At 67.2% G+C, this 12,775-nt stretch carries 11 protein-coding genes, 1 tRNA gene and 1 pseudogene; 8 read left to right on the top strand and 5 right to left on the bottom strand.

Annotated elements, in window-relative coordinates:
• Positions 1–31: 31 nt before the first annotated feature.
• Together D7X12_RS00215 and D7X12_RS00210 are read right to left on the bottom strand one after the other, a co-directional pair.
• Entirely contained in the window at positions 32–1,330 is a 1,299-nt protein-coding gene (locus D7X12_RS00215; RefSeq protein ID WP_158619905.1) for a DUF2254 domain-containing protein, read from the bottom strand.
• Between the two features lie 216 nt (positions 1,331–1,546).
• Positions 1,547–3,313: a glycoside hydrolase family 15 protein gene (locus D7X12_RS00210; protein WP_244224254.1), complete on the bottom strand. Its 1,767-nt coding sequence runs from the start codon at positions 3,311–3,313 to the stop codon at positions 1,547–1,549.
• A gap of 294 nt (positions 3,314–3,607) precedes the next feature.
• Here D7X12_RS00210 and D7X12_RS00205 point away from each other — a divergent pair, with 294 nt between their 5' ends.
• From D7X12_RS00205 to D7X12_RS42220, 6 genes are all read left to right on the top strand, one after another.
• Positions 3,608–4,402 (top strand): alpha/beta fold hydrolase, encoded by a 795-nt coding sequence (locus D7X12_RS00205; protein WP_120623235.1) that lies wholly within the window; start codon positions 3,608–3,610, stop codon positions 4,400–4,402.
• An 8-nt stretch (positions 4,403–4,410) separates the two neighbouring features.
• Positions 4,411–6,411 carry a PAS domain-containing hybrid sensor histidine kinase/response regulator gene (locus tag D7X12_RS00200; protein WP_120623234.1) on the top strand — a complete coding sequence of 667 codons (2,001 nt, stop codon included), beginning with the start codon at positions 4,411–4,413 and terminating at the stop codon, positions 6,409–6,411.
• A gap of 78 nt (positions 6,412–6,489) precedes the next feature.
• Positions 6,490–6,563: transfer RNA gene (locus tag D7X12_RS00195), tRNA-Arg, on the top strand.
• 527 nt (positions 6,564–7,090) lie between these two features.
• Positions 7,091–7,594 carry a phage tail tape measure C-terminal domain-containing protein gene (locus D7X12_RS00190; RefSeq protein ID WP_120623233.1) on the top strand — a complete coding sequence of 168 codons (504 nt, stop codon included), beginning with the start codon at positions 7,091–7,093 and terminating at the stop codon, positions 7,592–7,594.
• Between the two features lie 161 nt (positions 7,595–7,755).
• Positions 7,756–7,893, top strand: a complete 138-nt coding sequence (locus tag D7X12_RS42720) for a hypothetical protein (RefSeq protein ID WP_158619904.1) — start codon at positions 7,756–7,758, stop codon at positions 7,891–7,893.
• Between the two features lie 693 nt (positions 7,894–8,586).
• The gene (locus tag D7X12_RS42220) at positions 8,587–9,534 is read left to right on the top strand and encodes a hypothetical protein (RefSeq protein ID WP_147443466.1); all 948 of its coding nucleotides are present in this window, start codon (positions 8,587–8,589) and stop codon (positions 9,532–9,534) included.
• Between the two features lie 661 nt (positions 9,535–10,195).
• Here D7X12_RS42220 and D7X12_RS00180 read toward each other — a convergent pair.
• The gene (locus D7X12_RS00180) at positions 10,196–10,543 is read right to left on the bottom strand and encodes a hypothetical protein (protein WP_120623231.1); all 348 of its coding nucleotides are present in this window, start codon (positions 10,541–10,543) and stop codon (positions 10,196–10,198) included.
• 140 nt (positions 10,544–10,683) lie between these two features.
• Here D7X12_RS00180 and D7X12_RS00175 point away from each other — a divergent pair, with 140 nt between their 5' ends.
• Positions 10,684–11,511: an OB-fold protein gene (locus tag D7X12_RS00175; protein WP_120623230.1), complete on the top strand. Its 828-nt coding sequence runs from the start codon at positions 10,684–10,686 to the stop codon at positions 11,509–11,511.
• A gap of 141 nt (positions 11,512–11,652) precedes the next feature.
• Here D7X12_RS00175 and D7X12_RS43390 read toward each other — a convergent pair whose 3' ends face one another.
• Positions 11,653–11,904: a hypothetical protein gene (locus D7X12_RS43390; RefSeq protein ID WP_167508960.1), complete on the bottom strand. Its 252-nt coding sequence runs from the start codon at positions 11,902–11,904 to the stop codon at positions 11,653–11,655.
• Here D7X12_RS43390 and D7X12_RS45335 point away from each other — a divergent pair.
• Positions 11,804–12,181 (top strand): annotated as a pseudogene (locus D7X12_RS45335) (phage tail protein); the annotation flags it as partial. The gene D7X12_RS43390 and the pseudogene D7X12_RS45335 sit on opposite strands and share 101 nt — an antisense overlap.
• 118 nt (positions 12,182–12,299) lie before the next feature.
• Here D7X12_RS45335 and D7X12_RS00165 read toward each other — a convergent pair.
• Positions 12,300–12,773 (bottom strand): SMI1/KNR4 family protein, encoded by a 474-nt coding sequence (locus D7X12_RS00165; RefSeq protein ID WP_120623229.1) that lies wholly within the window; start codon positions 12,771–12,773, stop codon positions 12,300–12,302.
• Between the last annotated feature and the right edge of the window lie 2 nt (positions 12,774–12,775).

Raw genomic sequence — 12,775 nt, 5'->3', positions numbered from 1 at the left:
CCCTGCTCCTCCGCAGCCAGGCTGCCAGCGCTCAGAACTCGAGCGCTGGCAGGGGAGGGAGGGGTGCTCCCTCCATCGCCCGCTCCACCTCCCGGGCGTAGCGCTGTTGCAGTCCCAGCGGGGGCGAGTCCCTCCGAGCCCGCTCTGCTTCGGCGAGAATGCGCTGGAGGGTGGCGTGCGCGGCCTGCCGATCCTCCGGCTCCCGTGCGCTCTGCCCCACCGCGCCCACCAGTCTCAGCAGCCGCAGCACGACCACGGGCTCCCCGGCGCCGTAGCGGGTGATCTGCTCCGTGGCGAGGTCCAGGTAGTCGCGCAGCTCCGGCGCGCGCAGGAAGACACGCGCCCGCCCATCCCCATCCGCCAGCACGCGCGGCCCCAGTCGCAGGTGTGCCAGCCCGCACAGGACGAAGGTGAGCTGATCCAGCGCCTCCACGGCCGTGTACGGATCATTGATGCCCGGCGACAGTGCCTTGATCGCGATGTCCACCAACTGCCGCACGCCCAGGGCCACGTCCGCATCCTGATCCCTCCAGCGGTCCAGCGCGATGGCGCTCACGAGGGACTCGGGCTCGCGTGCCGCCCGATGCAGCCCGGTGCGCTCCGGCTCCACCCACCCGATGGGGGTGCCCCGCAGCACCGGCTCGCCAATGGCGACGTTCACGTGCACCACGAGCCTCCGCGCCTCCGCCCGCGCCAGCAGGGCCGCCCCGTCCACGTCCACGACGAAGCCGTCCGCCGGGGCCCTCAACGGCAGGGCATGCGGGGAGCGCGGCGGCGGCGCGACCGGAGGCGCGTCCGTCTGGCGGCGTTGGTCCAGCCTGCGCGCCACGGCCATCGTGATGCCCGCCACCTTTCGCACCAGGTTCTCCACGCGCAGGAGCTGGAGGGTGTGCAGCACCTGGAACACCAGCGCTGCTCCACACGCGACGAGCAGGAGGACGGCCATGCCGGCCGCGGGGCGCGGCTGCTCCTGAACGCCAGGAATCAGGCCGAACCGTTGGATCGCCACCACGCAGTAGACGCAGGTGGTGATGAACACCGGGATGACGATCCGGATGCCCGCGTCGCGCTGGTAGATGCGCAGCAGGCGTGGCGAGTACTGCGCACCCAGGTTCTGCGCCACCAGCATGGACAGCGACAGGATGATGCTCAGCGAGGTGATCGCGGTGCCCAGCACCGTGGACAGGACGGTCCGGGTCTCCCTGGGCGTGCCCCGCCACGCCAGGCCACCGAGCGCCCACACCGAATCAGCGGACGGATCCACCAGCACCACGCCCAGCACGACGCCCAGCAGCGCCGCGAGCGTGGGCAGCAGCCAATTGCTCCTCAAGCTCCAATCGCGGAGCCGGCGGGTCTCATGCCAACGCTTCGTCCGCTTCGGGGCGCCGCCTGGCCGCGCCTGCGCGTGGAGAAGTGCCCCGGTGCCCGCCATCTGCCTCCCCCTCCACGGCTGAGTGCCTTCGCCAAGCGTGGCCATGGGCCCGGAGCGCTTCAACCCGCCGCTCCCCCGGCCGCGCGAGGGCTGCCGGGCGGCGGGCTTCGCCTGCTAATGCGGCAGCGGCTTGTATCCCTCGGCGAGGATGTAGGCGCAGTTCACAAGCGCCAGGTGGCTGAACGCCTGGGGGAAGTTGCCAATCTGCCTGCGCTCTCGGGGCAGGTACTCCTCGGCGAGCAGGCCCACGTCGTTGCAGAGCCCCACCAGCTTGTCGAAGAGCCGCCGCGCGTCCTCTTGCCGCCCCATGAGCTGGTAGGTGTTCGCGAGCCAGAAGGAGCAGGCAAGGAAGGCGCCCTCCTCGCCGGAGAGCCCGTCGACGCTGTCCTCCGTCAGGTAGCGCAGCACCAGCCCCTGTGGCATCAGCTCCTGCTCGATGGCCCGCACCGTTCCGACGACGCGGGGATCATCCGCCGGGAGGAACCCGGCCATGGGAATGAAGAGCAGGCTCGCATCCACGCCCTTCGAGCCGTAGTACTGCGTGAACGTGTTGCGTTTGGCGTCGAAGCCCTTGCTGCACACCTCGTCGAAGATGGCCTGCCGCAGCTTCACCCACGGCGCCTTGTCCTCCTTCAAGCCGTACAGCTCGATGGCTTGCACCCAGCGATCGACGGTGGTCCACGCCGCCACCTTGGAGGCGGTGAACTCGTGCTTCGGACCCCGCATCTCCCAGATGCCATGGTCTGGCTGCGTCCAGACCTCGGACACCCGGGTCGCCAGGATCTTGAGGGCGTTCTGACCGCGCTCTGGCAGCTTGCCTATCAGCTGCGCATGGATGAAGAGGACCGCGGCGAACTCGCCGAGGACGTCGAGCTGGAACTGCGTGTAGGCACCGTTCCCGGTCCGCACGGGCCGAGCCCCTTCGTAACCTTGCAGCCAGTTCAGCGGGATCTCGGTGAGGTGCCGCTCGCCCCGGATGCCATACATGATCTGCAGCTGGCCCGGGGCGCCTCCGACGGCGTTCTCCAGCCAGGTGCCGAACGCATCCGCCTCGCCCGTGAGGCCGGAGCGCATGAGCGCGTTCAACGTCAGCACCGAGTCGCGAATCCAGCAGAACCGGTAGTCCCAGTTGCGCTCCCCCCCCGGGGTCTCCGGGAGCCCGAAGGTGGGCGCGGCGACCAGCGCCCCCGACGGATGGAAGGTGCACGCCTTGAGGGTGAGCAGCGAGCGGAGGACCACGTCCTTGTACTCGGCGGGCAGGCGGAGCTTCGAGGCCCAGTCCTCCCAGAACGACTGCGTCTCACGCAGGGCGACGTCCGGGTCGAGCGGCTCGGGGATCTCCTCGTAGGGCCGGGCCCAGGAGAGCACGAAGGGAATCCGCTGGCCGGCTTGAACCTTGAACTCCGACTCGAACGGAGGTGGCGCCTCACCGACCGCGCCTCGCAAATAGAGCGCGTCCGGACCGGCGATGGCGGCGCAGGAATGGTCTGTCTTGCGCACCATGGGGACGGTGGAGCCGTTGGCGAACCGGGGCCGCAGCTCGCAGCGCATCGTCACCGTGCCCTGGACTCCCTCCACCCACCGCACCAGATGGGGGGTGCCCTTGCGAATGGGCATGAAGTCCACCAGGCGCACCGTGCCCTCGTCCGTCACGAACTCCGTCTCCACGATGAGGGTCTTGCCGCGGTAGCGCCGTTTCACGTCGCGCACGGTCGCCGTCGGAGCAATCTTCCACCGCCCGTTGTCGGTTGTTCCCAGCAACGACGTGAAGCACGCGTCCGAGTCGAAGTCCGGGAGGCAGAGAAAGTCGATGGACCCGTCCCGGGCCACGAGCGCTGCCGTATACAGATCTCCCAGGAGCGCGTGATCCTCGATGAGCAACCCCGGCTCCTGCCGGGTCTTGGTTCCCCAACCGGTCCTGGGGGACTCCTTCGTTTGCACGGTCTGTGTCGAAGCCATTCACCGCTCCTGGTTTGTGGGTCCCGGAAAACGTAGGCACCGTCACCCCTCAGGCCAGTCACGTGGGGGCGTACAAGCCGGCCCACCCCAACCCGGACGCACGGTGTCACCTGCCGGGCAGGAGCGGGGCACGATCCAGAAATTCATGGAAGGAACAATGAACTTCGGTACTCATAGGAGTGGTCGCAAACCCTCCCTTCACCGTTGGAGTCACACATGGGTGTGCTCACCCGGAACAACGTCAAGGTGAAGGGGCAGGGCGGCCAGGCCATGGTCTTCTCCCATGGCTTCGGCTGCGACCAGAACATGTGGCGCTTTGTCGCCCCCGAGTTCGAGCGGGACTACCGCACCGTGCTCTTCGACCACGTGGGGGCGGGCGGCTCGGACATCACCGCCTATGACCGCACGAAGTACGGAACGCTGGCGGGCTACGCCCAGGACGTGTTGGAGATCTGCCGCGAGCTGCGGCTGGAGAGGGTGGTCTTCGTCGGTCACTCCGTGAGCGCGATGGTCGGGGTGGTCGCGGCCATCCAGGAGCCGGAGCGCTTCGACAGGCTCGTGCTCGTCGGGCCGTCGCCCTGCTACATCGACGACGAAGGCTACGTCGGCGGCTTCTCGCGCCAGGACATCGAGCAGTTGCTGGAGTCGCTCGACGACAACTACCTGGGGTGGTCCAGCACGATGGCGCCCGTCATCATGGGCAACCCGGATCGCGCCGAACTGGGCGCGGAGCTCACGAACAGCTTCTGCCGAACGGACCCGGAGATCGCGAAGCACTTCGCGCACGTGACCTTCCTCTCCGACCACCGGGCCGACCTGCCGAAGGTCCAGACACCGTCCCTGGTGCTCCAGTGCTCGAATGACGTCATCGCGTCGGAGGCGGTGGGCGAGTACGTGTGCCGGCACCTGCCTGGCGCGGAGCTGGTGCTCCTGAAGGCCACGGGCCACTGCCCGAACCTGAGCGCTCCCGAAGAGACCGTCGCTGCCATGAAGGCCTATTTGAGCGCCTGAGCGCGACGATGCCGGATGACGTGGAGGACACCGGATCCGCAGAGGCGCCGTTCGAGGAGTCGGCGGAGGACCTCTATGAGAACGCTCCGTGCGGCTACCTCTCGACGACGCCGGAAGGGCTCATCGTCAAGGTCAACCAGACCTTCCTGACGTGGACGGGCCACACCCGGGAGGCGCTGGTCGGACGCAAGCGGTTCCGGGAGCTGCTCGCGGGCGCCGGCCGCATCTTCCATGAGACGCACTACGCGCCGCTCCTCCAGATGCAGGGGTTCGTCCACGAGCTCTCCCTGGACCTGCTCTGCACCCATGGCCGTCCGCTCCCGGCGCTGATCAACTCCGTGCAGGTGCGGGATGCGCTGGGCAGGCCCCGCTCCGTCCGGACCACGGTCTTCAACATGACGGACCGCAAGCGCTACGAGCGGGAGCTGCTGCTGGCGCGCAGGAAGGCGGAACAACTGGCCCAGGCCAAGGCGAGCCTCCTGGCGACCCTGAGCCACGAGATCCGCAACCCGCTCAACGCCATCACGGCCGCCACCCGGCTCATGGGGATGACGCCGCTGTCGGACAAGCAGCAGAAGTACCTGCGCATCCTCGGGTCGTCCTCCGGCAACCTGCTCGCGATGGTCAATGACATCCTCGACTGGAGCAAGATCGAGGCGGGCAAGCTGTCGCTGGAGCAGCGCGAGTTCGATCCTCGCGAGCTGATCAGCGGCATCGTGAATGGACAGTCCGCCCGGGCCGAGGAGAAGAAGCTCCTGCTCCAGGTGGAGCTGGACGCGCAGCTCCCGTCCTGTCTCCTGGGGGATCCGGTCAAGCTGGGGCAGATCCTCACCAATCTCCTGAGCAACGCCCTCAAGTTCACGGAGAAGGGGGCGGTGCGGCTCGCCGTGGTCGTCCGGGCCCGGGAGGGCGACGCGTGCGACCTGTCCTTCCAGGTGAGTGACACGGGGATTGGCATCTCCCGGGACCGCATCGCCGCCATCTTCGAGGAGTACACCCAGGCGAACTACGACATCGGGATGAAGTACGGAGGCACGGGCCTGGGCCTCAGCATCAGCCGCAAGCTGCTGGAGCTGTACGGCAGCAGGATGGTCGTCACGAGCGAGGTGGGGAAGGGAACGCGCTTCTCCTTCGACCTGCGCCTGAAGGTGGGGGCAGGGGACCCCGACACGGCGCCTGACCGCGCGTTGCCCACGCAGATCCTCCGGGGGCTGCGGGTGCTCGTGGTGGAGGACAGTGAGGTCAACACCTACGTGCTCGCCCGTTGGTTCGAGCAATGGGGGGTGGTGTTCGATGCCGTCAGGAACGGGCAGCAGGCGGTGGAGCGGCTCCGCCAAGGTGACTACGAGCTGGTGCTCATGGACCTGCACATGCCGGGGCTGGGCGGCTTCGACGCGGTGAGGGTCATCCGGCAGCTCCCGGACGAGCGCCTGCGCAAGCTGCCCATCATCGCCATCTCCGCCTCCGCGAGGGCCTGGCAGGAGGGCCGCATCCTGGCCTCCGGCTTCACGGACTTCATCGGCAAGCCCTTCGACGCGGACGTCCTGCTGCAAAAGATGGCGAGGTGCACGTCGCGCGAGGTTCCAGCGGAGCCCGTGCGCGCGCCGGAGCCGGTCCTCCGGGCTTCCGGGTCCACCGACATCTTCCAGGCCCAGGCGCCGGACTTCAGCCTCGCGAAGCTGGGGCAGCGGGCGGCGGGGGATCCGCAGGCGCGCGCGGCGCTGGCCCGTCTGGCCCTCCAGGAACTGGAGCAGGTCCGGCCGGTGCTCCTGTCGACGCTCAAGGCCGGGCACCGGGAGGCATACGTGCGCCTGTGTCAGGGGCTCACGGGGACGCTCGACTTCCTGGAGGCCCAGGGGCTCGCGGCCGCCCTGCGGCGGGCCCGGGGAGTGCTCGACAGCCCCTCCCAGGCCCCCGCGAGGATGCAGGCGGCCCTGTTCGCGGTGGACTGGGAGGTGGAGACCCTGGTGGGAGCCCTGGTGGCCGTCGCGAGCGAAGCCGACCCGTGAGCAGGCGGACACCCCGCGGCCGGGGGGCCTCACGCGCGTTGCGCGCGTCGGGACGCCTGCTATAAAGCCCACCGCCCTGACCCCGTAGCTCAGTTGGATAGAGCGGCGGTTTCCTAAACCGCAGGCCACAGGTTCGATTCCTGTCGGGGTCGCTAGCTAACCCCCCGGCCCGACTGAGGAAATCAGCGGGCCGGGGGCGGACGACCCAGCAAGCAGCAAAGCCTTGGGAGTTCCGGTGACGGTGCTCGCGCGAGCGGCCCGCCAGGACTCCCCGACAGCTTCCACACCGTGGAGGGACTGCGCGGGAGGGGCTGCGCGCCATCATCGCTGCCGCTGCGAAGCCTTCCGAGGAAGCCTCCACGCTCGCCGAGGCGTTCGGCCAGGAGTTCTCCGTGCTGAAGCACATGCAGGACTCCGCCGGGCGCACCGAGGCAGCCTTCCAGAAGATGGCCTCGACGCCCCCAGTTCGCCCTGGACCAACTCCGGGCCCGCTTCTCGGAGCTGCAGGGCGAGGTGGGCGGGGACATTCTGTCGGCGACGAAGCCGGGCGTCCCTGAAGACGGAAATGGATCAGCTCGCCAAGCAGCTCAACCCGACGGCGGAGCTGCAGAAGCGCCTGGAGATGGTGATGCAGCTCTTCGCCGAGGGGCGCGTCACCGCAGCGCAGTACCGGTAGGAAGTGGATCGCCTTCAGGACCAGATCAACACCGGCTTCAGCTACACGAAGGAGATCGTGGGCACGGCCACGCAGCACATGGCGGACACCTTCGCGAACTTCGTCACCACGGGTCGGCTGGAGTTCGGGGTGATGGTGGACGGCATCCTGAAGGACCTGGCGCGCCTCATGGCCCAGAAGGGCTTCGTCGCCCTGGTGGACGCGGGCCTGAGCGCCATCGGGGGAGGGAGCACCTCCTCACTGTCCCTGGGCGGTGCCCACGCGGCCGGCGGGCCGTCCGCGCGGCCCAGGCTCACTTGGTGGGCGAGCTCGGGCCGGAGCTCTTCATCCCCAGCAGCTCCGGCCGCATCGTCCCCAACGATGCGCTGGGCGGGGCCCAACGTGAACCAGACCATTCACGTCACCGTCAACGCGGACGGCTCCTCGCAGGTGAGCGCCTCGGTGGAGGGCGGGCGCGCGGAAGCGGAGCGCCTCGGCAAGCGCATGGGAACGCCATCCGCAAGGTGATGCGGGAGGAGATGCCCCCGGCGGCATGACGTACACCTTCGTCCGGGGGCGGTAGGGGTAACGGGTAGGTGCGTGTCACCGTCTCTGAGCTAGACGGTGACGGCGGGTATGGGGAGAACGGACCGCCCGTCAAGAAAGTGATCGCTCGCTATGTGGGCTGTATGACAAACCACATCACGAAGCACATCAAGACGTCGTCCATCCGCCGTGCCTCCGAATGCCTCAAGCTTGTCTTCTACGCCTACAAGGTGTTGAAGCTCGCGCCCGAGGTGCTCCACGACATCGCCCAGTTCTTCTAGCCGCAGGCCGCAGCCTGCCTCGAAGCCTTGGGGCGGGCTGCGCCAGGAGGCCTTGCAGCAGTTCGCCGCACTCCAGGTTGTAGCGCTCGCGCAGCAGCTCCGCGCGGCGGCCTATGCGGGACGGCCGTTGTCCGCGAGCAGGTCTCTTGCGTTGCCGAGCGCCCGCAGCGCCGCGTCCGCGTGGCCCAGCGCCTCTTCCCACCTTTTGCACGTCTGTCCATGCCTGGAGAGAAGGGGCGCCGTGCGCTGACCGTCGGCATCACCGACGGTCGGGAGCGGACCGGACCGGTGGGGCGAAGCACCAGGGATGCCCGGCGAACCGGGGCTCTTCGGAGGAGGCAATCCAGCGGAAACCTCAACGGCTCATCATGGTTATGCTTGCCGCCTCCCGGACTTGCCGGACCGGACCGGCAGGGCCAAGGGTACGCACGCCGCGCGTACCCCAGGGGTGTCCATGCTGTGGACACCCTTCCCGCCCAGGCGGTTCAGGTTTCGCGCCCTCATTCGAGGGGGCAAAACCTGAACCAGGTCAGACAGCGCGAGTGTGGCCACCCGCCTCCAGCTGGCGCGCGGCGCGTTCGCAGTAGCGCTCCTCCAACTCCACGCCCACGGCCCGGCGCCGAGCTGCTGCGCTACGGGGGCACCGGCCGACGACAAGACAACGCTGTTCAGGGTCGCTACCGTCAAGGTCCCATGAGCACTGGCGACCCAGAGATCACCGTCGACGCCGACTTCGTGCGCGACTGGTATGAGCACATTAGAGCGAAGCTCGTCCAATTGGGTGACAAGCCCAAAGCAGATGAGCGTGGTCAGGACCTGTTCGTCCGCCTCCTCAATATTCGGAACCGAGGGGTGCCGGTTCGCCCTCGCGCCGTGGTGCGGTCACGAGAGTTGGCGTGCCCACCCGAGCATGAAGATGGCCTCGCTCTATTTGTGGAAAAGGCCGAAAGAGGGGAAGACCTACGGCCACATCTCAGCACCAGCATTGAGGCTGACTTTGGATTTAATGATTTTCTTCTCAACTCCCTAGGTGTGCACCACTTCCACCTGGGGCGAGAGATCAAAAAAATCAAGAAAGTAAAGGGCGATTTCGTCCGGCGAACTGGCCCTCTTCTCTTCGCAAGAGTCACAGCTGATGAACTCTATCTCATCAGCATAACTGGACACAAACCAGCTCCGTGGCATCGCGTCCACTTTGTTGAAATACTTCACGCCAATTGGCCTGAAGCCATTTCTGATTTCCGCATCAATGGAGTGATGGCGCCGCGACTGGCTGACGAGGAACGTGCCAATCTTCAGAGCCGCAATATGAACTCATTCGTCCAAGTGGCAGACGGAACGGTCTATGGGCTGATCGGGGGCGGAATGGCTGCTGCCGGCAACACTGTTCCTGTGATTTTCGAACATGACTTCAAAGTTAAAACACTAGAGTACATGGAGAAGGCGGTGCGCGAAAACATCTCCGCCATCGCCGCGAATCTTCGGTCCAACGGAGTAGCGATAGGTTCGGAAATGCGGCTCCGTCATCAATTCGACGCGGGCGGCGAGCCAGCAACGATTCTCGAAATGACAAGCGGAAGGCAAATTCGACTTACAGTTGCATATTCGGAGCCAGGGTCAGAAAATAAACAGCCGAACTGAGTCGCTATCCACAAACGTCGCTCAATGCACCAGCACGCCATGCCGCGTGCCGGAAAGACGAAGACGCATCCAGAGCGGCGTCGCGGGCACCACCGCTCGCATCAGTGAGCCGTGCCGGTGCCGCGACGGCTGAGTCTGGTGGAGCCTGATGGTCAGCACCAGCAAACGGCCCGCCCCGGCCCACCCTGGGGGGCGGGGTGCTTCAGCGCGCCAGACGTACTTGGCGGGCCATCGGGGCCGCCGTCCACGCCCCCACCGAAAATCCGGAGCATGACCAAGTCGACTCATGACGGGGGGCGGTAAGCTGTCAGGGGCCGGGGTCATGGACCGCATCCGGGTCGGCCAAACGGATCGCGACTCCTGATCGATCAGGACTGGCCGCTTGCGGCCGGTTGCCCTTCGCCCGCGCGCGGAGGGAGGGGCAAGGGCGCAGAACCGTTCAGGTTTCGGCGTAGCCGACCCTTGACGCTCCCGAGCACGCGGGCTGGTCGGGCTGATCGAGACAGCGATCCGAGGAGGTGACCCTCGCGCGATCCGATAGGGCGGCCCATGACACCTGGAGCGGGGCCGGCCAGCTATCCGAGCAGATCGAACAATGAGCGCTGAGATGTAAGCATTGTCGGATCTAACGCCGGCATGTTGCAAAGCTTGTCGGAAGCCGTCAGCAGGCAGGCACCTGGATCGCCCGCCACGCGGAGCCCGGAGGGTAGCTCCGCTGTTGATGGCAGACGTAGCGCAATGCAGCCAGGACGAGGTACCGCCCCTCGGGAACGCTGAGCCGACGGGCGATGGCCATGGCGGTCGAGTACTCCGCGTCACCCATCTCAACCGTCAGCGTATCAGACAGCGCCTCAGTCGCGGACTGCCAATCCTGGAGCCTCATCATGCCGCCCATGTCGACCGCTGCGTGCTCGATCAGCCGCTCGGCGGAGAATCCGCCCACCGCTGCAGCTGCGCGGATGGTGGAGGCTTCCAAGGGGGTGGCGTGGAGGGTGAGCGTGACGGTCATGACGTCTCCAGGGAGATGGAGGAGCGAGCCTCGACGCAGCGGACTTCGCCGTCAAGGCGATCGGATGGGGCATCCTGACCCCACGCCTTGCCCGTAGCCTTCGCTCCGTGCTGTCGTGCCGCCCCTCAACGGAGGGGACGATGCGCGCGTGTTGGCTCGTTGCTGTGCTGATGGTGGCCGGGTGCAAGCAGGAAGCGGTGCCCTCCACTGGACAGGCGGCCGCGCCGGCCGGAGAAGCCCCAGGCACTACCGGCAAGGCTTCCACTCCACCGATGACTCCGGCTGTCCCTGCTTTGCTCCACGTCGGCCCGCGCGAACTGTGGGATGCCTACACCGACAACGAGGTGGCTGCGGACATGAAGTACCGCGGGAAGGAGGTGGAGGTGGCGGGCCTCATTCAAGATATCGCCAAGGATGCTACGGACAGCATCGTCATCTCACTGGACGTGGGCGAGATGATGAGTTCCGTCATGTGCCTCGTTCCGGACGAGCAAATGCAGGCTGTGGCAGAGCTGTCGAAGGGGCAGCTCGTCGCCTTTCACGGCAAGGTGCGAGGTCTCTTTCTAAAACGGCCTGTCGTCCAAGACTGCCGCGTGGCATGGGCCGGTCCCAAGGCGAAGGAGAAGATCGACAAGCAGGGTGCGCGCCTTTTTGCGCGTGCCGCCGAAACATGTGCGTTCCAGATCATGCGTCGGCTGAGAGGTCCGAGCATGAAGCGCGCTGATGGTGGCGTGGTCACCGACGAGGAGCTTCGAGCCATCTCCGAGGCGCCCGACTCGCCCGTAGGTAAGATGATTGCTCGTGCTCGTGCGGATCTCGCCGATGCTGGGATCACTTCCGTATCGTGCGATCAGCCAGCCCTGCCACTCCCGCTTCGATGTGATGAAGGTGGCTCGCAATCGAAACATCCGGCGCCGGAGTGCCGGACTCCTTTCGTTGACGCCGTTATCAGCGAGATGCAGCACTGACGGCAGGGGCGCCGCGCACGTCGGGATGCTGTCCACGCCTGGGGCGATGAATCCCCTATGGTTGCCCCTTGCCAGCTGGCGCTGGCTGAAGACGTCCTTGCCGCCGGACAAGCCCACGCCCAGGAGGCCTACCCTCGCGAGTCATGCGGCCTCGTGGTGCTGGTGGACGGCGCCCAGCGGTACCTGCCCTACCGCAACCTCGCCGACGGTCAGGCGCACTTCGTCCTCGCCCCGGAGGACTACGCTCAGGCGGAAGGAGAGGGTGTCCAACCTCGCGAGCATCTTCCGGGGCATGACGTACTGGGCTTCCGGCGCCGTCTTCGTCGCCCAGGACGCGCCGCGCGACGCCGAGTACCTCTTCACCCCGGCCAACGTGGTGGACGGCCTCTTCACCTACGCCTCCAGCGGCAAGCGCGCGCGCCACTCCGTCGCCCTCGTCACCTGGAATGATCCGGCCAACCACCTCAAGGCCGCCCAGGAATACGTCACCGACGAGGAGGGCCTCGCCACCTACGGCTACAACCCCACCGACGTGGTGGCCCTCGGGTGCACCTCCCGGGGGCAGGCGCAGCGCGTGGGCCGGTGGCTCCTCTTCACCGAGAGGCTGGAGACGGAGACGGTGACGTTCCGGACGGGCCTCGAGGGCGCCATGCGCAACCCGGGCGCGGTGGTGAAGCTCCAGGACCTGTACAGGGCCGGGAGGCGGTGGGGCGGGCGCGTGGTGGCCATCGTCACCACGGCTGAGGAGGCGTGGGCGCTCACCGCGAGCCTGGAATGCCACCGAAGGCTCAACCCTCCGGTGTGCTTCCGCTCAGCCAGTAGGCGCGGTTGCCGCTGCGCAGGGCCTTCTCCAGGAACTCCGCGAAGGACGGGGCGATGCACTCCAGCTCAGGGAATGTCTCGTGGAAGGCGTCAAACAGGGGGTAACGCCCTGCCTCGCGCTGAGCGGTGTCCAAGACGACGTAGTCGGAGTCCTGCATGTCCACCAGGGTGAAGACGGACGGAGCCCCATCCCGGTCCTCATCGCTGGCCCGGATAGCCAGGCGTGCTCGGCGGATCTCCGCGAGCGGCAGGACGCGGTAGAGAGCGTCGGCCCTGGGAGCGAAGAGGGTGCACCCGTCGCAGTGCAGGTAGAAGGCGCGCAGGTCCTCGTCCAGCAGCCAGCCGACGCGCACCTCGAAGGCGACGAGCTGCGCGGGCGTCGCGGGCGCGTTGGGGAAGTGGAGCCGGGAGACTTCGGCCAGCAGCGGGTCCATGGGCATGG

It is taken from the genome of Corallococcus sicarius (assembly GCF_003611735.1).
GTDB classification, from domain to species: domain Bacteria; phylum Myxococcota; class Myxococcia; order Myxococcales; family Myxococcaceae; genus Corallococcus; species Corallococcus sicarius.
This window is presented reverse-complemented; position numbering and strand designations above follow the sequence as displayed.